Origin of the sequence: Christensenella sp. (assembly GCF_034927525.1) — a bacterium.
GTDB lineage: Bacteria > Bacillota > Clostridia > Christensenellales > Christensenellaceae > Christensenella.
On sequence record NZ_JAYFPU010000010.1, the window covers coordinates 1 to 25,660 of the forward strand.

General features: G+C 53.2%; 21 protein-coding genes. 1 reads left to right on the forward strand and 20 read right to left on the reverse strand.

Translation table 11 applies throughout. The features are described 5' to 3' along the window. Positions 1 to 74: 74 nt before the first annotated feature. Entirely contained in the window at positions 75 to 977 is a 903-nt protein-coding gene (locus VB081_RS00270; RefSeq protein WP_323398865.1) for an AraC family transcriptional regulator, read from the forward strand. Positions 978 to 1,031: 54 nt separating this feature from the next. Here the strand turns inward: VB081_RS00270 and VB081_RS00275 are convergent, their stop codons facing one another. The 20 genes from VB081_RS00275 to VB081_RS00370 all read right to left on the reverse strand — a co-directional run bounded on the left by VB081_RS00275 (position 1,032) and on the right by VB081_RS00370 (position 25,638). After that, entirely contained in the window at positions 1,032 to 2,291 is a 1,260-nt protein-coding gene (locus VB081_RS00275; RefSeq protein ID WP_323398866.1) for an O-acetylhomoserine aminocarboxypropyltransferase/cysteine synthase family protein, read from the reverse strand. 80 nt (positions 2,292 to 2,371) lie between these two features. After that, complete coding sequence (ymfI, locus tag VB081_RS00280; RefSeq protein ID WP_323398867.1) at positions 2,372 to 3,136, reverse strand: elongation factor P 5-aminopentanone reductase; 765 nt, start codon at positions 3,134 to 3,136, stop codon at positions 2,372 to 2,374. Positions 3,137 to 3,217: 81 nt separating this feature from the next. Next, positions 3,218 to 4,423, reverse strand: coding sequence for a substrate-binding domain-containing protein (locus VB081_RS00285; protein ID WP_323398868.1), 1,206 nt, complete (start codon positions 4,421 to 4,423; stop codon positions 3,218 to 3,220). Between the two features lie 64 nt (positions 4,424 to 4,487). Further along, positions 4,488 to 5,459, reverse strand: a complete 972-nt coding sequence (locus tag VB081_RS00290) for an ABC transporter permease (protein WP_323398869.1) — start codon at positions 5,457 to 5,459, stop codon at positions 4,488 to 4,490. Continuing rightward, positions 5,443 to 6,939, reverse strand: coding sequence for a sugar ABC transporter ATP-binding protein (locus tag VB081_RS00295; protein ID WP_323398870.1), 1,497 nt, complete (start codon positions 6,937 to 6,939; stop codon positions 5,443 to 5,445). Before VB081_RS00295 ends, VB081_RS00290 begins: the two co-directional genes overlap by 17 nt. Before the next feature lie 14 nt (positions 6,940 to 6,953). Further along, positions 6,954 to 7,856 carry a glycyl-radical enzyme activating protein gene (locus VB081_RS00300; RefSeq protein ID WP_323398871.1) on the reverse strand — a complete coding sequence of 301 codons (903 nt, stop codon included), beginning with the start codon at positions 7,854 to 7,856 and terminating at the stop codon, positions 6,954 to 6,956. 14 nt (positions 7,857 to 7,870) lie between these two features. After that, positions 7,871 to 10,345, reverse strand: a complete 2,475-nt coding sequence (locus VB081_RS00305) for a glycyl radical protein (RefSeq protein ID WP_323398872.1) — start codon at positions 10,343 to 10,345, stop codon at positions 7,871 to 7,873. Positions 10,346 to 10,688: 343 nt separating this feature from the next. Further along, entirely contained in the window at positions 10,689 to 11,228 is a 540-nt protein-coding gene (locus tag VB081_RS00310) for an ECF transporter S component (protein ID WP_323398873.1), read from the reverse strand. Next, positions 11,218 to 12,348: a uridine kinase family protein gene (locus tag VB081_RS00315; RefSeq protein WP_323398874.1), complete on the reverse strand. Its 1,131-nt coding sequence runs from the start codon at positions 12,346 to 12,348 to the stop codon at positions 11,218 to 11,220. The genes VB081_RS00310 and VB081_RS00315 overlap by 11 nt, the downstream gene beginning before the upstream one ends. A gap of 166 nt (positions 12,349 to 12,514) precedes the next feature. Next, positions 12,515 to 12,928 (reverse strand): DUF3842 family protein, encoded by a 414-nt coding sequence (locus tag VB081_RS00320; protein ID WP_323398900.1) that lies wholly within the window; start codon positions 12,926 to 12,928, stop codon positions 12,515 to 12,517. A 64-nt stretch (positions 12,929 to 12,992) separates the two neighbouring features. Next, positions 12,993 to 13,976, reverse strand: coding sequence for a carbohydrate kinase family protein (locus VB081_RS00325; protein ID WP_323398875.1), 984 nt, complete (start codon positions 13,974 to 13,976; stop codon positions 12,993 to 12,995). Between the two features lie 17 nt (positions 13,977 to 13,993). Beyond that, positions 13,994 to 14,911: a glycyl-radical enzyme activating protein gene (locus VB081_RS00330; protein WP_323398876.1), complete on the reverse strand. Its 918-nt coding sequence runs from the start codon at positions 14,909 to 14,911 to the stop codon at positions 13,994 to 13,996. Positions 14,912 to 14,931: 20 nt separating this feature from the next. Next, complete coding sequence (locus VB081_RS00335; protein ID WP_323398877.1) at positions 14,932 to 17,340, reverse strand: glycyl radical protein; 2,409 nt, start codon at positions 17,338 to 17,340, stop codon at positions 14,932 to 14,934. A 28-nt stretch (positions 17,341 to 17,368) separates the two neighbouring features. Continuing rightward, complete coding sequence (locus VB081_RS00340) at positions 17,369 to 18,109, reverse strand: LarC family nickel insertion protein (protein ID WP_323398878.1); 741 nt, start codon at positions 18,107 to 18,109, stop codon at positions 17,369 to 17,371. A gap of 15 nt (positions 18,110 to 18,124) precedes the next feature. After that, entirely contained in the window at positions 18,125 to 18,988 is an 864-nt protein-coding gene (locus VB081_RS00345; RefSeq protein WP_323398879.1) for a class II fructose-bisphosphate aldolase, read from the reverse strand. Between the two features lie 38 nt (positions 18,989 to 19,026). Next, on the reverse strand, positions 19,027 to 20,103 hold the full coding sequence (locus VB081_RS00350) for a Gfo/Idh/MocA family protein (protein WP_323398880.1): 1,077 nt from the start codon (positions 20,101 to 20,103) through the stop codon (positions 19,027 to 19,029). A 13-nt stretch (positions 20,104 to 20,116) separates the two neighbouring features. After that, on the reverse strand, positions 20,117 to 21,034 hold the full coding sequence (locus VB081_RS00355; RefSeq protein ID WP_323398881.1) for a glycyl-radical enzyme activating protein: 918 nt from the start codon (positions 21,032 to 21,034) through the stop codon (positions 20,117 to 20,119). A gap of 23 nt (positions 21,035 to 21,057) precedes the next feature. Continuing rightward, entirely contained in the window at positions 21,058 to 23,442 is a 2,385-nt protein-coding gene (locus tag VB081_RS00360; protein WP_323398882.1) for a glycyl radical protein, read from the reverse strand. A 55-nt stretch (positions 23,443 to 23,497) separates the two neighbouring features. Further along, positions 23,498 to 24,418, reverse strand: a complete 921-nt coding sequence (gene rbsK, locus VB081_RS00365) for a ribokinase (protein ID WP_323398883.1) — start codon at positions 24,416 to 24,418, stop codon at positions 23,498 to 23,500. After that, positions 24,415 to 25,638 carry a DUF362 domain-containing protein gene (locus VB081_RS00370; protein ID WP_323398884.1) on the reverse strand — a complete coding sequence of 408 codons (1,224 nt, stop codon included), beginning with the start codon at positions 25,636 to 25,638 and terminating at the stop codon, positions 24,415 to 24,417. Before VB081_RS00370 ends, rbsK begins: the two co-directional genes overlap by 4 nt. Positions 25,639 to 25,660: the final 22 nt, after the last annotated feature.

A 25,660-nucleotide genomic window follows, 5' to 3' on the forward strand; every position in this document is an offset into this window, starting at 1 on the left:
ATTATAATAACGGCAGACAAAAATGTACATCAATATATTGCCGTAAATTGTCACTATCGTAGCGAGGTATCGTTATGCACATCACATATTTATCCAGCGACCAGACATTGTGCAAATTGAATCAGGACGCTTCCCTCGACATCTATCTCGACCAGATCGAGCATTGCCGTCGCGGCAATATCCCGTGGCAGCGCGGCAGCATCCCGTGGCACTGGCACGCAGAGATCGAGTTCGCTGTCGCAAGCCGCGGCGCGACTGAATTTTCCATAGCGGAAGAGACCGTTGTTTTGCAGGAGGGCGAGGGTCTGTTCATTAATAGCAGCCAACTGCACTGTATCCGTCCGCTGCGCGGGGACACTTCCTCCCTGTTTACCGTCGCGGTCAACCCCCGCCTTCTGAGCAGCGGGTTCGATCTATTGTCAACCAAATACGTGCTTCCCCACATCGGCGATACGGCGGTCAAATATGCAAAGCTTAGTCCACCCGTTGCGTGGCAAAAGCAGGCGCTCAGCCACTTGGACCATATTAGCAGCGTATCGTCAAAGCCCTCCTTCGGATTCGAATTCGATATGCGCAACGCACTGTGCCATATATGGCTGCTGCTCCTGCAAAATGTTTTCAACGCTTCTTCCCCCGCGCCGCGTTCGGGCGCAGACGACGACCTGCGCATCAAGCGGGCGCTGGCCTTCATACACGAGCACTATGCCGATGATATTTCCTTAAGCGACATCAGCAACGCCATCAACCTGAGCAAAAGCGAATGCTGCCGTTCCTTTCAGCGCGTCCTGCGCACAACACCTGTCGATTTGCTGATCACCTACCGTTTAGAGCGCGCCGCCGCCCTTCTTTCAGATACCGGCCTGCCCGTCAGCACCATCGCGACCATGTCGGGCTTCAATAGCCTCAGCTATTTCAGCAAGCTCTTTCGCGAGCGGATCGGTTGCTCCCCCAGAGAGTACCGCTGCTCCCCAAAATGACGCACAAAAAAAGGCTTTGCATTGCTGCTAAGCCTCTTTTTGTACGTATTTGCGTCAGATACTTGCGAATCCGCGCTTCAAATCGTCCAATATATCCTCTATGTTTTCGATGCCCACCGACAGGCGGATCATACCCGGCGTGATGCCCGCCGCGGCAAGCTGCTCGTCATTGAGCTGACGGTGCGTTTCGCTCGCCGGATGCAGTACACACGTTTTCACGGTCGCCACATGTACCACATTAGAGGCCATCTCCAGACTGTCCATAAATTTGATTGCCGCGTCACGGCCGCCCTTTAAGGAAAAAGCGATTACACCGCTCGCGCCGTCCGGCAGGTATTTCTGCCCCAGCTCATAGTATTTGTCGCCCACAAGGCCGGGATAGCTCACGCTGTGCACCTGCTCCTGCGATTTCAAAAACTTCGCGGCGGCAAACGCGTTTGCAGTGTGCCGTTCCATGCGCAGCGCAAGTGTTTCAAGCCCCAGATTGAGTAAAAATGCCGCGTGCGCCGTGGGGCTTGCACCAATATCGCGCATCAGCTGTACACGCGCCTTTGTGATGTACGCAAGCTTGCCAAACGTTTCTGTATACACGGTGCCGTGATAGCTTTCATCCGGCTGTGTAAGACCGGGATAATCCTTCCAGTCAAAGTTACCGCTGTCAACGATCACGCCCCCGAGCTGCACCGCGTGCCCATCCATGTATTTGGATGTGGAGTGCGTCACGATGTCCGCGCCGAATTCAAACGGGCGGCACAGGATAGGCGTTGCAAACGTGTTGTCCACAATAAGCGGAACGCCATGCCCATGTGCCAGCTTGGCAAACCGTTCGATGTCAAAGACTGAAATAGCGGGGTTGGCGATCGTTTCCCCAAACACAAGCTTGGTATTGGGGCGAAATGCCTTCTCGATTTCCTCATCCGGCGCATTCTGGTCAACAAACGTCGTCTCAATGCCCAGCTTTTCGAGCGTAACGCCAAACAGGTTGATCGTCCCGCCGTAAATTTCAGAGGCACACACCATATGATCGCCCGCGTCCATGATGTTCAAAATAGCGATCATGTTCGCGCTTTGTCCGGACGCGGTACACATCGCGCCTACGCCGCCTTCTAAGGCAGCGATCTTTTCTTCCACATAGCCGACTGTCGGGTTCGCAAGGCGCGTATAAAAGTATCCCGCCGCTTTCAAGTCAAACAAGTCGCCGATATGCTCCGTCGAATCATAATCAAAGGTCGTGGATTGGTAAATAGGCAGCGCATGCGGCTCCCCGTTTTTAGGCTTCCATCCTTCATGCAGGCATTTCGTTTCGATTCTCATATGATGTTTCCCTCCATAAGATTTTATATTTTATAAACGCACACCTTCCTAGCGCAGAAATGCGCCATACTACGTGCGCTTTATATCACGATACCGCCATTGGGGCTCAATACCTGCCCCGTAATAAATTTGCTCCGCTCCTCCGCCAGAAACAAGATCGCCTGCGCGATGTCGTCCGGCTCCCCGATGCAGCCGAGCGGCGTTTCTTCCCGCAGCTCCTCCTTTGTGTCCGTGTCGAGCGCCGCGTTCATTTGTGTCTCCACCACACCGGGCGCAACGCAGTTGACCTGTATGCCCGACGGGCCCACCTCTTTTGCAAGCGCCTTGGTAAAACCGATCACCGCAGCCTTGGAGGCCGAATAATGCACCTCGCACGATGCCCCCGCAATCCCCCAAATAGAAGATACATTGATGATCTTGCCGCGTTTTTCACTGACCATCTGGGAAAGCGCCGCCTGCGCACAATGGAACATACCTTTGATGTTGATGTCAAACATCCTGTCCCAGTCGCTCTCCGTAATATCCGAAAACAGCTTCTGCTGGGCGACGCCCGCATTGTTGACCAGCACATCCACACGAAAAAACAGTTCACGCGCATAGGCAAACATCTCGTCCACGTCTTCACGCTTTGAAACATCAGCATACACCATCTCCGCCGAAGCACCAAGCGCCCGCAGCCCGTCTCGCAGCTCTTGTGCATCCTGTTCGTGCGTACGGTAATTTATCAGTACGTTATAGCCCTCTTTTGCAAACGCCAGCGCCGTCGCGCGTCCAATCCCGCGGGAAGCGCCTGTTATGAGTACCGTCCTGTTCATAACATGTCCTTTCCAAAGCTTATGCTTCATTATAACGCATCTCCCTGCGAATGAAAACATCAAAAAACAGGCGGTTCCAACGGAAACGCCTGTTTTGTTTGTACTGCCCTCTTACTTCATCAAAGAAGCAATGTCGCTCGGAAGCTCCTGATTATAGATAACAGGCCACGACTCTGCCAGTGTTTCCTGTGTCACATTGATCGGGTCGATCAATACCATCTTGGGAACGCTTTCATCAACCGCGTCAAGCGCGCCTGCGATCATGCAGTGATACCCTACGCTGTACGGCTGCTGTGCGCCAATGCCCTTTACCATGCCGCCTTCCGCCATGATCCTTGCCACGTTGTATCCAAGGTCAACGCATGTCACGGCAAAATCATCGCCAAGCCCCACGCTCTTGGCAGAGGATATCACGCCTTCCGCCGGAACGTCCCACTGGGCATACGCGCCGTCAAGATCAGGGTACTTCGCAAACACACCGTCCGCGAGGGCTGCGCAATCTGTCGCTTCTGTATATCCTTCCTGTGTCACGATCTCGATGTTCGGGAAGTTCTTTTCAATGTAATCGCGGAAGCCTTGGTCGCGCGCTTTGTTGCCGAGATTGGGAGCAGTCCAGCTAAACATTGCGATTTTGCCCTCTCCGCCAAGCTGCTGTGCCATGTCCTTTGCACATTCCATGCCCGCGCCATAGGTGTTTGTCGTCACGAGGCTTACGTAATCTTCTTCTGCGAGGTTTGCATTGATGTTATCGAAGTAAACCATGGACGTACCGTTTGCCTGCGCACCCTTTAATTGCTGTGTCATCGCTTCCACATCCACCTGCATGATGATGACGATATCAGGATTTAAGGCCAGCACGCTTTCTAGATCCGTTGCCTGTTGCTCCGCCTTCCAGTCGCAATTGGTCTGCGCAACGATCTCGATGCCCAGCTCCTCCGCCGCTTTTGTCGCGCCATCTACCACCGCCGCGGAATAAGATTCGCCCGTCGTATGCATGACAAGCGCCGCCGTCAGCTTTCCTTCCTTGATCTTTGCCGCCTGCTCGTCTGTCAGCTTGAAGTCGTTCACGCTTACAGGCTCCACACCGTCAAAACGCACCACCCATTCATTGGGCGTTTCCATGTCCGGCAGGTCGATGCTTGCCTTTTGCGCAGGTGCGGACGATTCCGTCCCTGCCTCCGTCGGTGCCGCGGATGCTTCCGTTGCCGGCGCGGACGATTCCGCCGGGGCAGACGACTGCGCTGCCGGTGCCGTACATCCCGCAATACACGTCAAAACGAGCATCACTGCCAAAATGAGTCCCACTGTCTTTTTCATTTTCTTCCTCCTGTTTTTTCTTATTTATATCAACCCCCGCATAAGCCGGAAGGCCAATCCTTTGTTATTCTTTTCCCTTACGCAGCGTGCTGATCGTTCCAAGAGCGGTCGCCGCGATCACAACAATCCCGCGAATGACCATCTGCTGCGACGCAGACATCCCCGCAATGACAAGACCGTTGTCGATCATCGCCATCATCCACGCGCCGATAAACGTTCCCACGATCGTCGCTACGCCGCCGTTCATGCTCGTACCGCCAAGCACCACCGCCGCGATGACGTTCATCTCCGCGCCGTCGCCGTATACATAGTTCGCCGCCTCCAGCCTTGCCGAATAGAGGATGCCCGCAAAGCTCGAGAACAGCCCGCTCAAAAGCATCACCTTCAGCTTGATGTCCTTTACGTTCACGCCGGAATAGCGTGCAGCCTGTTCGTTTCCGCCCACAGCCAATACCTTCGGCCCAAAGGGTATCTTTTTCAATAATATGAATGCGATAACAAGACAAACGATGCACCAGACGATCATGACCGGTATGCCGAACACCGTGCCGTTTCCAAACACTTCAGAATATGTCTTGTCATAGATCGGGATCGATTGGGAGTTGGCCAGCCACAGAGAAAGGCCTTTTAAAATCGTCATCGTGCCGATGGTGATCAAAAACGAGGGCAGCCCTGTCCCCACAAGTATCCCACCGTTGACAAAGCCGATCAGCGCCCCCGTCCCAAGCGCCGCCAGTACGGCTACAAAAGCATTGCCGCCGCTTTGCATAACGAGCGCCGCAACAATACCCGACATGGCGACGTTCGCGCCCACCGTCAGGTCGATCTGCCCGCAGCCGATCACGAACACCATGCCAAAGCACATAATGCCGATCGTACTCATCTGCCGCAGGATATTCACCTGATTGAGGGGCTTTAAAAAGCCCGTGTCCCCAAGCGTGATCGTAAAGACCAAAAACGCTACGATGATCGCGATATACACGATCCCTTTTTGTAAATCAAACTTTTTTAACAAACTCCTACTGCTGGACTGCATTTTGTAGTACCTCCTCTGACTCTATTTCTTCATGTCTTAGCTCATTGATAATCCTGCCCTTTTTCAGGATATAAATTCTGTCGCATACCGCCATCAGTTCCTGCAGCTCCGACGAAACAAAGATCGCCCCGTTCCCCTCGTTGGTAAATTTGCGTATCGTCGCAATCAGTTCCTTTTTAGAGCTGATATCCACCCCCGCCGTCGGTTCATCGAGAAGCATGATCTTCATATCCGAACGCAGCCACTTAGAGACAACGATCTTTTGCTGGTTGCCGCCGGATAAGAGCCGGATCATCTGGTCAATCGAATCTGCCTTGACCGCAAGCTCGTCGATGCTGTAGCGCGTCGCCTGCTCCATCTTTTTCTGATCCAGAAAAGGCCCCTTCTTCATTTTCTCCAAAACGGGGAGCGTCAGGTTGTCCTTCACCGAGTGCATAAGCACCAGTCCCTTTGTGCGCCTGTCCTCCGGCACAAGGCCAAATCCCGCCCTGATAGCGTCCTTTACGGATTTCACAGGCCTTTCCTCTCCCAGCACGGTGATCTTGCCCTCCTGCGTCCTGCGGATGCCAAAAAGCGCTTCCAGTATCTCCGTGCGTCCGCTGCTCAAAAGCCCCGCAAAGCCAATCACCTCGCCCTTATGCAGCTGAAAGGATATATCCTTGATCCAGCCGTCCACTTGAAGTCCATCAACTTCTAAAATCGTTTCGTCAAATGCAGCGTTTTTCGGCGGATGCCACTCAAACGACGTGCTGTTTTCCTCGCCCATCATATGTGTAATCATTTTTTCGATGGAAAGCTCCCCGCTGTTAAGCTCCGCCACGATCTGCCCGTCACGCAATATCGTCACACTGTCCGCGATCGACATAATTTCGTTCATACGGTGCGATATATAGATGATGCCGATTCCCTGTTGTTTTAAGTTTTCAATGATGCCGAACAGATTTTCCACCTCTTTGGTCGAAAGGGAGGCCGTCGGCTCGTCCATAACGAGGATACGCGCGTCGCCCGAGAGCGCCTTCACGATCTCCACCATCTGCCGCTCACCAACGGTCAGTTTTCCAAGCGTCACGTCCGGGTCGATGTCCACGCCAAGCAGCGCAAGCAGTTCAAGCGCGCGTTTGCGCATCTGTTCTTTGTTGAGGATACATTTATGCTTGAGTATCTCATTGTTCAAAAAGATATTTTCAGTGACGCTAAGCGTCAGCACGCTGCTCATCTCCTGAAAGATCATAGCGATCCCATGCCCAAAAGCGTCCTTATAGCTCTTAAAGTCCACTTCCTCCCCACAGAATGTCATGCTGCCACTGTCGCGCGCATAAACGCCGGTAAGTATCTTCATCAGCGTGCTTTTTCCCGCACCGTTTCCTCCGACCAATGCATGTACCTTGCCCGCATACACATCAAAATCCACATTTTTCAGTACCTGATTGCCAAAAAAGCTTTTTGTGATGTTTTCAAGCTTCATAATGCATTTTTCCATATTCAACATCCCCCTTATCCGCCCACGACACACAGGAGCCCCGCCTCGTGCACCATCTGTGCGAGCGGTTCTAATTCCTTGCGGTCAAGCGTCTTTAAATTTGCCAACGAATATTCCATATCAAGCGCCTGATATTTATAACTGCCCAGTTGGTGAAAGGGCAGCAGGTCGATCCGCTTGATGCCGTTTTCTTTTGCAAGGGCAATCACCCGTCTAATAAAATCTTTATTCTGGTTAAAACCCGGAACGATCGGACAGCGCAACCTGACGTTTTTATTGTTTTCACGCAATTTTTTCAGGTTCTCCAACACCCGTTCCACAGAACAACCGGAAAATGTGCAAAATTGTGTTTCATTCAGCGTTTTGATATCAAACAATACCTCTCCCGCATATTCAAGCGCCCGCCAGAAGGGCGCCCACAAAGTCGCGCCGCACGTTTCCACCGCGGTATCGATGAATTCCAAGCTGCACCGCCTGATGCACTCCCTCACAAAATCCGGCTGCATCGTCGCTTCACCGCCGGAAAAGGTAACGCCGCCTTCCGAGCGGACATAATACTCCCTGTCCTTTGCGATTTCGTCCATCACCTCGTCCACTGTCATATCCCGTCCAAACAGTGTCCGCGCGTCATAAAAGCATTTGCTTACGCACGCCCCGCAGTTTGTACACAAGTCCCTGTCCGTCAATATTCCGCCCTTTGTTGCAGAGATCGCCTCCCGCGGGCAGGCCGCGATACACCGTCCGCAGCCCACACACTTATGTTTGCTGAACGCCAGCTGGTCTTGCATAGACTGAGATTCCGGATTGCAGCACCACGGGCAGCTTAGAGGGCAGCCCTTCAAAAACACGATAGTGCGTATCCCCGACCCGTCGTGCATGTGATAGCGTTCAATATTGTATATTTTTCCTTTTATCATCCTGCCCCCCGCCACTAGATCGTGTGCACGGTACGCGCGATGATGTCGTCCTGCAGCGCCTCGTCGATTGCCGTAAACAGCGCGCTGTACCCCGCCACACGCACCATCAGGTCTTTGTACTGCTCCGGGTTTTCCTTGGCTGCCTGCAGCACCTTGGTGTCGATCATGTTAAATTGGATGTGCTGTCCCTTAAAGTCTCCCAGATACGTGCGCAGCATGGCGATAAAGCGTTCCCGCGCCTCCGGCGTTTCGATCGTCTTAGGGTCAACGCGCATGTTGTAAAGCGTCCCGCCCGAAAGCAGCAGGTTGGGTATCTTTCCCACCGACTTTAAGGCCGCCGTCGGGCCGTTGATGTCCGTCCCGTGCATGGGGGAGGTCGTGTCCGCAAGCGGTTCTCCGCTCTTGCGCCCGTCGGGCGTCGCACCGACGATCTCCCCTAATGGCACGTTGGATGAAACCGTGTTCGTCGAAGGTACCCACACGCCGCCAATCGGCCCACGTCCATAACGCGTGGTATGGTATTTCACTTCCTCTTCAAATACAAAATTCAAATAATCGCTCATGATGCCGTCCACATAGTCGTCGTCATTGCCGTATTTTGGCGCCCGCAGCAGCATCTGCCGTATCTCCTCGCCGCTCGGCACGCTCGTCATATCTCCAAAATTTGTCTTGAGGGCATGCATCAGCTCTTCACCGCTGAGTACCCGGTCGTCAAAAACCAGCTTTTTGATTGCCGCCAGCGAATTGCCTGTGTTTGCAACGCCCATATAAAGCGGGCCGCAAAAATCATAGATTGCGCCGCCCTCCTTGACCGTCTTGCCCCGCTCGATGCAATCGTCGATCAGCATAGACATGAGCGGATCGGCAATGCCGAATTCCGTCGCCAAATCGAGTGTATTATCATAGATCACGTGCTGGCGGATGTAATAGCGCATCTGCTCCTTAAACGCTTCATACAACTCGTCATAGCTTTCGAACGTCGTAAGGTCGCCTGTCCCCTTATGCGGGCACTTGCCCGTCCGCGGGTCTGTCCCTCCGTTCATCGCCAGCTCCAGCGCTTTTGTCATGTTGACGAACGCCGCCCCGTCGGGGCGGTTGCTCTGCTTGCCCTCGATAAGCGGCTCGCCGCATCCCACGCATGAATAATCGTACGCGTCCTGCAAAGCGATCCCGCGGTTCACCAGCGCTAAGATATAGTTCTCATCGCTGTAGTAGGCCGGCTGCCCGCCGCCCAGCTTGTTGACGTCCAAAACCGCGTTCATATAGCGGTTTGAGGCACGGTCGTGGTATCTTGCCGACATCGGATTATTGAGCTGCATCATGGCCTGGCATTCCAGAATCAGGTACGTCATCTCGTTGGTCGCGTCGCGCCCCAAACGATCCTGCCCGCCGATCGTCATGTTCTGCGCCACCACATAGCCGCGGAACGAAGCCGTGCTCTGCCAGTCAAGTACGCGCGTGATCTGGAACATCTTAAGCATCATGTTTGAAAACAGCTCCTTGATGTCGTCTTCGCTCACACCGTCTTCCATCGCTTTTTTATAGTAAGGATAGAGCTTCTGATCTACTCGCCCAAACGAAAACGCGCTGCCGTTCCCTTCAATATTAAGCACGAGGTTTACAAAAAACATCGACTGGATTGCCTCATGGATGTCGCGTGCCGGTTCCATCGGCACATGCGCGCATACGTCTGCAATTTTGTGCAGCTCCTGCCTGCGCTCCACATCCGCTTCCTTGTCCGCCATTTCCCGCGCCAGCGCGGCATAGCGCTTTGCAAACAGCTCAATGCTGTCGCAGTTGATCAGCACTGACTGCAAAAACGGCAGTTTATTCAAGTTTTCCGGCACAGAAAGGTCAAGCGCTTCGATCGCCGCTTCCGCCCGCCTGCGGAAATTCCCAATCCCCTCTCCTAACACCCTTTTTAAGTTAACCGTAACGTGCCCCTCCGCACAGATGATTAGGTAATCCGTGTCGATCATGCCGATCTCGTACGCTTCCCACGCCGCCCCGGGTATCCTCGCAAGCACATGATCCTTATGCGTCTTTCCCTTCCAGTAAGGCGCGATCTCTCGTATCACCTTTTCGTCTTCTGGTCTGATGATGAATTTGTCCCCCGGACGCTCGTTAAAGCGGTGGGGCTTGCCGTCCAGCTCCTCAACAAACCAGTCGATCGCATAATCCGGATATACCTGCGCACAACGATCGCGCGTGCCGATCTCCCCCACGATCATCTCTCCGTCCAAAATACGGATGTCCAAATTTTCAAGCACGTTTTTAAGCGCTTTTGCCCTGCGCAGTACGACGGGCTCGCCCTCCGTCTGCATATAGCTTTGCGTCACCAGCCGTGCGCGGGACGATTCGATTTCCGGCACCGCCTCAAAAATCCTGCTGCGCAGCCTGTCGAGCCGCGCGCTGCGGTATACGGCGCATCCTTCAAACACCGCCCCCGTATCGATCGCTTCCCTGTTTTTAAAATCGGTATCATTCATCTGTTTTTCCTCCGTTCTTTCGCTGTTCTTGTCCGCCGTCAAACGAATTGTTTTGTGATAAGCATCCGGATATTACGTTCATAATCCATTGCGAACGAAAATGATTACTTTTTCATTCACTAAAAAAACGCATAAAAAAAGCGCCATCTCGGCGCTGAATTACTCAAAAAACGATTGAACGGGAAATTAAACCTTTTGATACAAGCTTTATCAAAATAATAGTCCCATTTTAATAAATTGTCAATCTTGCATAAGCTTTTTTCACATATGTGTAATCCATCTATGTTTTTCCCCATCCAAAAAGGGCTTTCCCAATTTCGGAAAAGCCCTCTGTTTTCTCTATCTACGCGGTTTTGAGCTTAGGTTCCCTGTCAAACTGCCAACCTGTCTTTTTCAGCAGCATCACCAAAATCGGGATCACGATGATCTGGATGATGATACCCGGCAGCGCGACCACAAACGAATTGGTCAGGAAAATCTCAAAGCTGTACGGCGTGCCTGCCATTCCCAGTAGGATCGTGTTCAAAAGCCCTGAAACAACCCTGCCCGCGAGCATCGCGCCGATAAGCGCCAGATATACGTTCAGTTTGCGATACAAAAGTCCACTCACGATGCCATACACGCACAGCTCAAACATCATCACAACGCCAATCGGATAAAGCGGCGGCATGCCCGTCGCAAAAGATGACAGCAGCGGCAGTATAAAACCGCATATTCCGCCGTATTTCCATCCGCAGATCAGCCCGCACACCAGTACCGGAATGTGCATGGGCAAAAACACCTGCCCCGCTCCACCGCCAAACGCATGGAACACCATAGGCAGCAGCATCCCCGCCGCGAGGCACAGTGCCGCCGCTACCAACTTCTTTGTTTCATTCTTCATTCTCTTTCTCCCTCTCTTTTTCTGTATATTTCAATTGCTTTGCAATCTTTTTTATGCTGCCGTCCGCACCGCTTTCAAATATCGCTCCGGCCTGTTCATATATGCCGCATCCGTCAATGTAACGCTGCTCGAGCGGCATCCATTTTTCAAAAAACACCCCTGCGCCCAGATTTCCTTCACGCAGCACGATCCGCTCTTTTTGCACCTTTTCTGCCACGTCCAGTACCATGCTGTCCGTATAATATTCATGCAGCGCGGGGTGCAGTGCATATGCGCCCTCCACTATATTCAAATCCCTGTCCTGTATTTCCCGCGCGTCCCCCAGCACACCTGCCATACAGTCATACGGGCGGTAGCGCACGGTTACCCCTGCGCAAAGCGGCTTTAGCACCTCGTCTTTGACCCGTTCGTAATGCACGTTCCCGCCCGGCTCTGACATTCGCTTCTCTGTCCGCATGTCCTGCGGCAGAAAAAAATCATCCATATGTATCACGCCGCAGCCAAATATCTCCTGTATCCGCTGCGCAAGCGTCGTTTTCCCGCTCCCGCACCGTCCATCAATGGCGATCACGCACTTTTCCTTCTCTCTATATTGTGCGATCCACCGAAGCACAGCATAACAATCCGCGTATTTTTGCTCCACCACACGGTAGTGCGGCTGGTACGCCTCGCGAAATTCCCTGCTGTGACGTATGCTCGGCACGCCTGTCCTCACATAGTCTGCCAGCTCGCTCACCGCGTCCGCCCCTTTGTGCATCCCGTAAAAACGGAACAGCCCCAGCCGTTTCAACTTCCGCAAAAGCGCCGCGCGGCTCCCACGCTTTTTGCCTGCCGTACGAAAAAACAGTTTTTCCAGTAAAAACAAATCCGTCTGATCGAATCCCGCCGCGTTCATGTGCATCCTGCACAGGCCGTTGCCGATCGGTTCAAACATCGCTTCGCACCGGTGCCCACCTATTTCATCATATTCATGCGCCAGCATATCGTGTGCCGCCGCCTCGTCCGCAAGCAGGTGCTCTGCGCCAAACTCGTTTTGATAAACAAGCTTCACCGCGTCCTGCAATGTCATTTTTTCATAGGCGCTTCTGTGCCTGCCTACGATTTCTTCCCATTCTTCCATCTGTATTTGCTCCAACAAAAAAGCCATGAATCGTTTGTTTTCTTTTCGAAAAACGCTAACTCTTCATGACTTAGTATTCACTGTCCGGTCTTATTTTTTCTATCGGGATTTTGAATGGACGCATTCCCGCGTCCCGGCTTCCTTCCTGAAAGCCGCTGCCCCTTGCTTAAGACCTGTTATTTAATTGTTTGATCGTTTCTACCGCCTCGGCGATGTGCGCCGACAGCGCATGATCCTTCAGCCCCATAATATTGATGTGGCACCGCGAAACAGGGATAGCGATCTTCTCCGCCGCACAGGTTGCCAGCGCCTCTGCCATACGCGGTGTGACCTCGCCAAGCATCGCATTTGCAAAAAACACACCGATCGGCCCGATCACAATGTCTGCACGCGCACAGTTATAGAGCACCGCGTTTTCGCCCGTCGCTCCCTGCGCCTGTCCGCCCTTTAGCATATTCGCAGTCGCCGTGGCGTTCGTGCCCACTGCGACCAGCTCAACATCGGGCAGCTCCGCCCGCAGCCGTTCGACGATGCTTCTTCCCATACCGCCGCCCTGACCGTCTATCACCACTACCAGCATACTCAAACCCTGTTTCTCTTTATGTTGGTATTATATCACAAAGCGGTGCGCATCACCAGCTTTTTCACAGCGAATCCCATCCTTTTTTCCTTAAAAACGCTTCCACCGTTTCACGTTTTGGCATATTGCGCGCGCCGATGTTGAGCGCCTTCAAATATCCGCAGGCATTCCCAAGCTGCGCCGCCTTCTCTATCGGATAGCCGTTCAAGTATCCGTACAAAAATCCTCCCGCAAACGCATCACCCGAGCCCGTCGTGTCCACAACAGGCGTATCGGTAAACCCACTCACCAATGCACTGCGCACCATATCGCCTTCACGCCACGCAACCACGCATCCCTTATCGCCGTCCGTTACGATCAGCACCTTATTGTCGTATTTCTGTGCAATGTCGCTCGCCGCCTTCAAGAGGTCGGTTTCCTCCGTTAGATCCTGCACTGCGTCCTTACACAGCTTGATGATATCTACGCACGCAAACGTCTTTTTCAAAAGCGCCGGATCGGCATACTTGTATTCATACAAAAAACGCGGCGCGATATCGATATCCATGGAGGTGACCACTCCGTTTTCGCGACATAGCTCCGCCGCTTCGTATAGCGGCCCCATCGGCATCTGCAGCATTTCCATGTGTACTGCTTTTGCGCCCTTGATATATTCATTTGCAGCGCGGATATCCTCGCTGCCGATCATTCCCTCCCCGCACATGGGGTGCATGATGTGGCAGCGCTCGCCGTCTTTTTTGTTGACCATCACCCACGCAAGCGAGCTGCGCGCTCCCTTCACAACACTGCTGTAAGAAAAATCGATCCCGCTTTCCTTCATGTCACGCTGTGCGCAAGCTGCGTATTCGTCCTCTCCCATCTTGCCGATGTGCCCGCACGAAAGCCCTAGGTTGTTTATCATCGTCAGGCAGTCAAGCGCCACACCCGAGGCCTTCGGTTCTACAAGCTCCGTCGAATTGATCTTCTGCTCCGCCTCCGGAAATTTCGAAACAAACGCGATGATATCACAGTTGATCGCCCCAATCGAAACCACATCCACCTTTTTCATTGCCGCATCCTTTCTGATTAGACCTCTACGTGTACATTTTCAAAATATTTCTTTGCTTCCTGTTCAAGCCCTGCTATCTGCTTTTGACTGAGTGGCTGCGCGTCCACCATCGGATAAACGCTGCCAAGCGCGTTGTGTTTAGAGATCGCCAGCTTATGGAAGGGCAGCAGGTCGATCCGCTTTACGCCTCTCAGGCCTGCGGCAAACGAAACAATGTTCCCGATCTCCTCTTTTGTATCATTGAATGCCGGGATCACCGGGATACGCACCGTGATGCTGGCGTCCGCTTCGCTCAAGCGCCTTATGTTCTCCATGATCCCATCCGGCTCTGTCCCCGTATATTCCCTGTGCTTTTTAGCGTCCGTATGCTTTAAGTCAAACAAGAACAGGTCTACCAGTTCATTGGCCTCCGCAAGCGTTTCCCATGATACCGCCCCGCACGTCTCCACTGCCGTATGCATACCAGCACTTTTTGCCCCGCCAAGCAGCGCGAACGCGAATTCCTTCTGGAAGAACGGCTCCCCGCCGGAAAGCGTTATGCCCCCGCCACTCGTAACATAAAAAGGCATATCCTTTTTTACGATTTCTAGCACCTCGCCCACGCACATCCTTTTACCCGTCATCTCGCGTGCGCCCTGCGGGCAATACTGTGTGCATTGTCCGCACAGGTTACATTTCTCGCGCAACGTCACGACCCTGCCGTTTTTAAAAACAATGGCGTGTTTTGGGCAGTGCGCGATACACGCGCCGCAATGCGTACACTGGTTATCCCAGACATAAAGCGACTGCCCGCTCATACATTCCGGGTTGCTGCACCACCTGCACCGCATCGGGCATCCGGAAAGGAACACCAGCGTCCGGATGCCCGGCCCGTCATGCAGTGCGTGCCGCTCTATGTTAAAAACATTTCCCTCCGTCTGTAATCCAAACTCCATATGTCCCCCAATGCTGCCTCTTAGATTTGATGCTCGGTGCGCGCAATGATCTGATCCTGCAAATGCGGATCGAGATTCACAAACAATGCGCTGTACCCTGCAACCTTGACGACAAGTCCCTTGTATTCGTCCGGTTCTTTCTGTGCCGCGCGCAGCGTTTCCGCCGCAACGATGTTGAACTGTACCTGAAAGCCCTGCAGGTTGAAATACGTCTGCACGAGCGATACAAACTTTTGCAGCCGTTCCTCCCCGCTCACTGCGGTCGGGTGTAGCTTGATATTGAGGATCGTGCCGTCTGTCGCCAAAATGTGATCCACCTTCGCCACGGATTTCAGCGCCGCCGTTGCGCCAGACAAGTCTGTCCCCGCCTCGGGTGATACATTGTCCGCCATCACGCTGCCCGCATAGCGGCCGTCCGGCGTCGCGCCGATTTCTTCGCCCTTATAGGCATTCGCGCTCAGCGTTTGCGGCGATGGGCAATACGTACCGCCCCGCGCGGGCGTATACGAACGTATCTCGTTGAAATACCAATTAAGCGACTCGCGCACCACCAAATCCACACTGTCCTCATCGTTGCCGTATTTATCCGCGTCCAGCATCTTCCTGCGGAGCAGCGCGTTTTTCTCGCCTTCCCAGTTTGCATGAAGCGCCTCATACATTTCCCCCGGCGTACATACCTTTTCTTCGAACACCTTTTCCTTCAGGGCATACAGCGCGTTCCCTACGTTGATCGCCCCGTGGCAGATGCTCAGCGTATTGTTATAATTCGGGCCGCCGCCTTCTTCGACGTCTTTTCCGATCTCCAGCCGATAATCCAGCACGGAAGAAAGGAACGGGCAGGGTGTCAGCTCCGCATGCGCGCGTGAAGTTACCTCGTCGAACATTGGTATCATTGACACATAAAATTCGAGTTGTCTGCGATACGCCTTTTCCACTTCTTCATAGCTTCTCATTTCGGCAAGCGTCTTTTCCTCCGGCAACACGCGCGTTCCCGTATGCCTGTTCCTGCCGCCGTCAAGCGCCATTTCCAGAACCTTGAGCAAATTGATGTGACAGCAGCCTCCATTGATCGTGTTATGCTTGCCGGGCACGATGGGTTCACAACAGCCGTCCACCGCCCAGTCGCGTGCGTCTTCTAATGTCACGCCCGTGCTCATCAGCATAGGAATGGTGACCTGGTCGTTAAAAAGCCCCGGCTGTCCGCCACCATGCGTAACGACGGTCTTTGCGCATTGAATAGCAAATTCGTTGGGCGTGCCCGGATGCAGCCGCGCAATGGTCGTCGGCTCCTGCATCCTTACCGTGCCCGTTGCCTCCAGCACCAGATAGCTCATGTCGTTTACCGCGTCGCTTCCGTCGCGTTTCTGCCCGCCAATGGTCAGTGTCTGGAACATCGGATATCCATGCATCGTGCGCGTATGGCTCATCGCGCGTATCTTCTTGATCTGGTTACATTTTAGAAAGAAGCATTGCAGCATAACAAGAGCCTGCTCCCTCGTGAGCCTGCCCGCCTGCACATCCTTTTCATAGTATGGCTGCATATACTGGTCAAACCGTCCAAACGACATCGAATGCCCGTTGGATTCTATCTGCAGGATCAGATGGATCATCCAGTAGCTTTGCAGCGCCTCATGGAACGTTTGCGCGCCAAACTCCGGCGCCTTCCGGCATACCCGCGCGATTTCAAGCAGCTCCTGCTTTTCCCGCGCGTCCATGATCCCTTCATTTGCCATGCGCTCCGCCTCGTTTGCGTACCGATTTGCAAACGTAACCGCCGCTTCCATGGAAATGACCGCGCTTTTCAAGAAAATTTTCTTCTTGACGTTTTCGCTCTTTCCCCTGTCCTCGTCACATTTTGCAATATATCCCTTTGCCTCGTCGATCACCGAGCGCAGACCCCTGCGGATCGTGTCTTCAAAATTGGCGATCACATGTCCGTCGCCCGTCGTCATTCTGCCTGAATTCGTGACCGTACCGTTAAAGCTCCCGTGTGCCGCGTCCCACACATCCTGATATTCCTCCGGCATCACAAGTGACAGTTCTTCCTTGCATTTGTCAAAATGCGTCTTTCCCTGCCAGTAAGGCGCAAGCTGCTTTAGCTCCTGTGCCGCTTCTACGGACACCTCAAACTTGTCAAGCAAACGGTCGTTCATGCACCCAAGCTCACCTAACAACCATTCCATCCCATATTCCGGAAAAATAGGCGCCGCATTGGGTATCCCCGCCTGGTTTCCCACAATAAGCTCGCCTTTTTCAATAAACACATGCTGGTTTTCCAGAATTTCCTTTAAAGCAAGCGCCCTGCGGATCGCCACCGGTTTGCCCTCTGTCTGCTGCCACGAACGCGTATAATACCGCGCACGCTCGCTGCACAAAGCAGGCTTTTGCTGCATGGCCAGTTCCCTTAAGCCCTGAACCCTCGTGTCCATACTAGACCTCCCTTACAAATTTCAATATTTATATCAGCGCATGGCATTGCAAAAATCCGCCTTTTCCGTATTCCCGCTTGCCCGCGCCTATTCCACTCTTTAAAATGCCGTACCCCTTTTCCTTAAGCTGCTGCTTCGGGAAAAAATCTTCAAAAAGCGCCGCGGCGATCGCCGCGCCCGTCGGTGTGATCAGCTCCTGCTCCACGTCCGTCACATCATACGGGATGTGATGGTCATGGAGTGTGTTTTTTGTTGCAGGCACAGGCACCGGGAGGCGCCCGGCCCTGTACCGTATCATTCCCTTTCCTTCTGTAAGCGGTGAAGCAAAAATGTGTCCCGCACCAAGGTCTTCTAAACATATCGCCGTGCCTACGATATCTACGATCGAATCGATCGCGCCCGTTTCATGGAAATATACGCCGCTTTTCGTCGTTTTGTGCGCTTTGGCCTGCGAATCGGCTGCGATCTCCAAAACTGCGCACGCCCTCCGCTTGACTTCTTTACAAAACGGGCTTTGCCCGATCAGCTTCCGCACGTCATAATAATTTCTTTGTACACGGTTGTCGTATGCGTCCGGGTCGATGAGCACATCAAAGTCGCTCATAACGATCCCGTCCTTTTCTGTTTTTGTATAGCGCAGCGCATATCCGGCAAGCAACAATTTCCGCAGCTCCCTGCTAAGCCGCTCAAAGCTGGCGCCGCTATCAAGAAGCGCCGCGATCGTCATATCCCCGCTAATCCCCCACGCACAATCAAAATACAGGTCCATTGCACACCCTTTTCCTTACGCCTTTCCGTCAGCCATGCACGTCTTAATCCATTCCATGACCGCCTGGCGGCAGCGCTCGACCCCCACAGGCATGACCTCCAGCGTGAACTGGTTTTCTCCGTCCGCCATCAGCTTATCGCGTACCCCGTTCATGTAAGCCGTATAGACCGCCGTTCCTACATTCACCTTATTGATGCCGCCCTTGATCGCGCGACGAATGTCTTCTTCTGGGATGCCCGTACCGCCATGCAGCACAAGGAATGCGTCAAGCGCATCATTGGCTTCCTTCAACTTGTCAAAATTGAGCTCCGGCTTACCCACATAAAATCCGTGCGCATTGCCGATGCCGATCGCCAGTGCATCCGGTCTTGCCTCCTTGACCAGTTTCACCGCCTCATCCAAAATAAAGAGGTAATCGTCTCCTGTATACGATGTCTCATAAGAAGACTCCCCGCGGATCCTGCCGATCTCTGCCTCCACATACGCGCCTTTTTCCCGCGCATAGTCGGTCACCGCGCGTACGTCGGCAATGTTTTCGTCGATCGGCTTGTGCGAAGAGTCCATCATCACAGAGAACACCCCCAAATCGATCGCTTTTTTGCACTCCTGCACAGAGGATGAATGATCCAAATGATGGATGATGGGCACGCTCGCCTCTTTTGTGACAACGTCCACCATCGCAGCACACATCTCATATCCGATATCTTCAAATACCGGCGGGTCTACCCCCACCATAACGGGCGCACGAAGCTCTTCCGCTGCCGCGACGATCGCCTTTAAGTCCCACATATCCGAATAATTGAACATCGGTACCGCAAAGCCTTCGCTGTCCGCGCGTGCAAAAAGCTCCCTGATTTCCTGCCCCGTGTACTTTTTCATATTCATATCTCCTCGCTTATGCCGGAATGTGTTCCGGTTTATTTGCTTTCAAATTTTGTGTAAACATCCTTTAGAGTCCCGCTGGAAAAAGAGCGGATAGGTAGACTTACAGGCTGCTTCCTTTGCTCCGATAAATAAGAGCCGTCAATGAGGCTCATATTGGTAAATTCGTTGCCGAGGTCGTTCGTGAACGGTTTGCCCGAGCGTATTTCGTCCACAAACAGCCCGATCTCCGTCTCAAACGAATCCATATGCCCGGGGTATATCCTGTCGATCGACTCCGGCAGCGCCACGTCTATTGTTTGCGCCGGACTGTCCTCCGCATACAGCGTGACATGGCGCACATCCGTATCATACGAGCTCAGTTCAAAATCGATCTGCCCGCGCGTGCCATAGATGCTACCGCGGTACGTGTTTGCCGTGCGGTCAAAATAGTGGCTAACCAGATTCACGATAGCGCCGCTCTCATAGGTGATCAGGTCAAGCGTCACATCCTCCACCTCGCGCCCAGGCATCACGATCATATTGCGTCCGTAGACCGTTTGCGGCTGCCCCAGCCAGATGGTCGCCACATCAAGGAGGTGTTGCCCCAATTCGCGCAGTATGCCGCCTCCCGACTGGTACAGATGCTTCCATTTGATTTCCGTGCGGTACATGGAATAGTGGAAATCGATATAAAACAGCGTCCCGATACGCGGCAGCAGCTCCGTTACCTTGCGGATCACAGGATGGAATTTCAGCTCAGAGGCCACGCAGAATTTCTTGTCATATCCCTCAAGCAGTCGATCAAGCGCGCTTAACTCGTCCATGTCCATGCAGACCGGCTTTTCACAGATCACGTGCTTGTGGTTTCGGATCGCACACTCCATCTGTGCCATCCGTTCGCTTGTCGGGCTGCAAATGCCGATGATGTCCGCGCCGCTCTGCTCGATCATCTCGCGCCAGTCCTCATAGAATACCGCATCCGGATGCTCAGCCGCCGCTTCGCTTTTTCGCTTCGCGGAATGGTTGTATACCGCGCACACCTCACAGTTTTCATTCCTTGAAAACCAGTCCGCATACACCTTGCCCATCTTGCCATATCCGATCACGCCGACTTTCAGTTTTTCAGCCATCCTATTTCCCTTTCTATTTTCCGCCGATCCCTACCGCAAAACCTTCCTTTTCCAAAAAAGCCTTGATTTCATCCATCCTCTTTTCCGGGGGAGGCTCTAAGTCCGGCAGTTCATAGCCCATGCGCAGGCGTTCATACTTCGATATCCCGAGCCTGTGGTAAGGTAGCAGGTCGATCCTGCACCCCGGGCTGTGTTTCGCTAGAAACGTTGCCATTTTGCGAAAGTTTTCATCATCGTCATTGATGCCCGGGATGACCGGTACCCTGACGATTATGTTTGCGTTCGTTTTTTTCAACCGGATATAGTTTTCCAGGATCAGCGTGTTAGAAACGCCGGTCACCTTTTTGTGCACCTCATCATCCATACATTTCAGGTCATATAAAAAGATATCAATGTACTCTGCCGTGGCCTTCAGCTTTTCCCAGTCAGTATATCCAGTGGTCTCGATACAGGTATGATATCTTCTTTTTTTCGCTGTCTTACAAAGCTCCAGTAAAAAAGGATATTGCGCAAATGCTTCCCCTCCGGAAAAGGTCACGCCCCCTCCGGAGTTCTCATAAAAGCCCTCATCCTTGCTGATCTCACGCATCACGTCCTCAACAGACATGACCTTTCCTACCATCGTAAGCGCTTCCGCGTTACACCCCTGCGCACACAACCCGCAGTAGGTACATCTTTCTTTATCGATCACAATGCCGCCCGGCCCCGCCGCTATCGCTGCGTGCGGACAAACCTCCACACACCGCAGGCAGCCTAAGCACCGCGTTTTCCACCACATGATCTGCGGCCCGCCGACCTGCGATTCCGGGTTGCTGCACCATGTGCACGCAAGCGGGCAGCCCTTCAAAAACACCAGCGTCCGTATGCCCGGCCCGTCGTTGATCGCAAAGCGCTCGATCTCAAAAACCGTACCCTTCTTTTTCGTTTCCATCCCCAACCCTGCAATTCCCAATCTTATAGATTGTGTTCTGTCCTCTCAATAATGTCGTCCTGCGTCCGGGGCTCTAAGTCGTTAAACAACGCACTGTACCCCGCCACACGCACCACCAGACTCTTGTATTCCTCCGGCTTTTTCTGCGCATCCTTTAGCGTGTCCGAGGAAATGATATTAAACTGCACATGCCAGCCTTTCAGGTCAAAAAATGTTTTCAAAAGCCCCATCATTTTAAGAACGCCTTCGTGCGTCGCAAGTGCATCCGGTGCAAACTTCAGGTTTAGAAGGTTCCCCCCCGTGATCAGGAAATTAGGCATTTTCGCAACTGATTTCAGCACCGCCGTCGGCCCGATCTTGTCCGTCCCGTGGTAGGGGGAACAGCCTTCGGTAAGCGGCTCTCCTGCAAACCGTCCTTCCGCGCTCGCCATCACGTTAACGCCGCTCGGTACATTGCCTGAGATCGTCGCCGTACACGGATAGCTTAAACAGCCGATCGGCCCGCGTCCATCACGCGTGGTCTTATACTTCGCCTGCTCGTCGATAAATATCTGGTATATCTCGTTTGCCAGCTCGTCCACGTCGTCCGCGTCGTTGCCGAATTTATCCGCCTTATTGAGCAGCATCTGGCGGACGTTCTCGCCCTCCGTGCCCTCAAAATTGCTTTTCAATACTTCCTGTAGCTTGTCCCCGCTGATCTTCTTTTCCTCAAATACCAGCTTGTCGATCGCTTCTAAGCTGTTTGCCGCGTTCACAATACCTGTTTCCGGCCCCGTGACCATATCGTATATGCTTCCGCCCTCTTTCGCCGTTTTTCCGCGACCGATACAATCGCTCACCAGTCCCGAGCAAAACGCCTCCGGTACAAGCTCCTCTACCGCATAATCGATGACATGCTCGCCCGTTACACGCAGCCTGACAAAATACTTCATTTGCCGAGCAAACTCTGCTAATATCTCGTCCTTACTGTTATATGTTGCCAGGTCCTTTGCCGCCGCAAGCGGTACGATGCCCGTCACCTCGTCTTTTCCCTTGTTGAGCGTAAGCTCCAATATCTTCGAGAAATTCGTAAAGCTCATGCCCGCCGAGCGATAACCGAATTTCCCCGGGATGATGGGCTCGATACAGCCCACGATCGCATAATTGTTCGCATCGTTCCTTGTAATACCGCGGCTCATCAGCGATTCAATCATCAGCTCGTCCGAATGCATCGCCGGCATCCCAAACCCAAGCTTAATGATCTCGATACATTTTTCAAGGTATGCGTCCGGGTTCAGCTTATTGTATCGTGCCGATACGTTCGGCTGCGGCAGCTGCGTCCTGCCCACGCTATCTAGGCACAGCATCGTAAGGTCGTTGACCGCATTCCTGCCGGACGGTGTGATGCCGCCAAGCGTCAAGTTCTGGTATGTAGGGCCGCCGCCCGAAAAGCGTGTGTGCGACCACGGCCTGATCTTAATAACGCCGAACGCCTTGATCCACAAACACGACAGCAGCTCCACCACTTCTTCAGGAGTGATCCTGCCCTGCGCGATATCCTCTTTATAATAAGGATACATGTACTGATCCAGCCGTCCAAACGACATCGAATGCCCGTTCGATTCGATCTGCGAGATCAAATGCACAAACCACACCGATTGCAGCCCCTCGTAAAACGTCCGTGCCGCCTTCTCGGGCACCCACGCGCAAACCTCCGCTATTTTGAGAAGCTCCCGCTTGCGTTTTATATCCGTTTCCTTTTCCGCCAACTCTTTTGCAAGCGCAGAATACCGCCGCGCAAAATCGATCACACCCTCATAAGCAACGATCACCGATTCATAAAAAATACGTTTGTGGTGGTTTTTCGGATCGGTCAAATCAAGCGCATCCAGTTTTTCCTTTGCCTGCGCAATAACGCCCGCCGCGCCGATCTTAAGTATCTTTTCAAAATCGAGCATAATATGTCCGTCGCCCGACGTCATGTTGCCATTCGCAGAAAGCACGCTTGCTTTATACGCGTCCTTCACATCGAGGGGCAACGTGGCCTGACACCTGTCCTCTAAGGTTTTTCCCTTCCACCATTCCGCGATCTCAAGCAGTTCAGCCTTCGTCTCAGGCGCAACCTTAAATCGGTCGCCCGGACGTTTTTCCAACTCGTCGATCTCCTCGAATATCCAATTGACGCAATACTCCGGAAAAATCGCCGCAGCACGCAGCTTGCCCGCCTGATTGCCCGCCAAAAGCTGTCCGTCCTCGATGAACAGCGTCATCTTGTTAAGCACATTTTTCAGCGCCTTTGCCCGCCGCAGTATCATTGGATCCGCCTTATGTAAGCGATACGCCTCGGTCAGATACCGCGCACGCTGCACGCAGACCTCCTGCTCCACAGCGACAGATTCCTGTTTCAGTTTTTCAATACGCAATTCCATTTCTATCTCATCCTCCGGTAACACGATTTCCCCACCGTCTACCATATATTTCTGATCAAAGTACTGGGAGCTTCATAACCTGCTCTGTCTCGACAAGCGTAGGCATAGACTTCATCGTGCCCACACGCTGTACGGAAAGCGAAGCCACCGCGTTGCCAAAATGCGCCGCCGTGAAAAGATCGCACCCTCGCCAGTACGCATACGCAAACCCGCCGTTGAAAGAGTCTCCCGCGCCACTCGTATCAAGCGCATTCACCTTATAGCTATTGACCATCATCCGTTCCTTGCCGTCTGATACGAACGCCCCCCGGCTGCCCATCGTGATAATCACGTTTTTCACGCCCTTATTATGGAAGAACGTGCACGCCTCAGAAGCGCTCTCCTCGTTTGTGATCGCAAACCCGCAAAAGTCCGCCGCCTCGATCTCGTTGGGGGTGATAATGTCGATATATGGATAAAAACTGTCGTCGATGGGGCTTGACGGCGCCGGATTCACCAGTGTCACAATGCCCTGCTTTCTCGCCGTCCTGATCGCGTGCTCGCACGTCTCCATAGGGATCATAAACTCCACCATGCAGATTTTTGCCCTGTCCATGCACGCCTTGTTTTTGTCCACATACGCAGGCGTGATTTCTCCATTTGCACCCAGTATGATGATGATCGAGTTCTGTCCCGTCTCGTTGACAAGCACATACCCGGAACCGCTGTACACGTCAGGCACCGTCTCCACGAAATCCGTATTGACGTTTGCCCACCTAAGGTCGTCCATCACCGTATCGTTGTAATGGTCAAGCCCGCCGATCTTGCTCAACAGCACGGTCTCTGCGCCCAGGCGCGCCGCAGCTGCGATCTGGTTTGCGCCCTTGCCGCCGCCCATGATGGTCACGCCTTTTCCATAGATCGTCTCTCCCGGCACAGGCAGCCGTTTATTGTGGATGATATAGTCTACATTGATGCTACCAATCTCTAAAATCATTTTTTCTTCTCCTGCTCTGCTCTCAGTTTATCCAGCTCGCGGTGCACAGACGCAATAGGCGGACAGCCGTCCACACAGATCGCGCGGTCTCCTAATGCATAGCGCAGGTTTGCCGCCGTGCTGATCGCACAGTCGCCGATAAAAAGTGCCTTTCCCTTGATCTGCTCCACCGGTATCTGCTTGGGGTTGATGCCCACAAATACATTCGTCACATTCGCATTGTCCGGAAAGTTTTCCGCCAGCAGATCGTCTAACATGATCTTCGTACGCCCGTAGCAATGCACGCACGGTCCGCCTTTGATGATCTGAAAATCCGGATATATCCCGTCGATCGAAACATCCGGCCGGTCAAATTTCTTTTTCACATCGTCAAGCTTTTCGCCCACAATGTCGATGTTATCCATAAAACCGTTTCCGATGCCCTGCATCCGCGCGATACGGATAGATTCCACCTCGTCCGCGCCGATCTCCATAACCTCGCTCGCGACCGCGTCAAGCGACACCATGTCCGCCGAAGCCATAATCAAATCCATCTGTACGTTCGTTCCGCAGCGCGGGCCTAAGCCCTGCATCGCGACCATGCCGTCAAGGATCGTCAAGTCCGTTTTCACGACCTTGTGCAGATCGATGATCTTCTGCATGATCTCGTCCTTGTGCCACTGTACCTTGTAATGATCGGGCAAAATGCCATGGTAATTCTTAAGGCCCAGCGTCACAAGCGTTTCAAAGTGCGTTTTCAGCGCCGGAATGTTGATGATCACTTCCGTCTCCAGCATCCGCTTTGCAATGGGCGCCTCCTGCAGGATCACGCCGTCCGGAATCTGCGTCATCACAAATTCGTCCTCATCAAAATCCACGATGACCGCGCCCGTTTCCTCCGCGACCTTTGCCATTCCCGTCTTTTCGATCACGTCCCAGTTTGTCCAGCGACCCACGCCAAGTATCTTCTTGCAGGAATAAGCCGAGCTGTCACCGATATACACCTTAGAAGCCCCCGCCTCAAAGCACAGCTTAACAACCGCCTTCACGACCCGCGGGTCTGTCGTCGCCGGCGGCGGATAAGGATACGCCAGATTCGGCTTGAGCATTACCTCGGCTCCTTTTCTCACATATCGCTGCATCCCCCCGACCAGGTCGACAGCCGCCTTGACTGCCTCATATATCTTTTCATCCCTGACCTTCGTGATCGACACAGTCGTCCTCTCATACTTGTGCTTCATCAATGTTTCCTCGCTTTCTTGC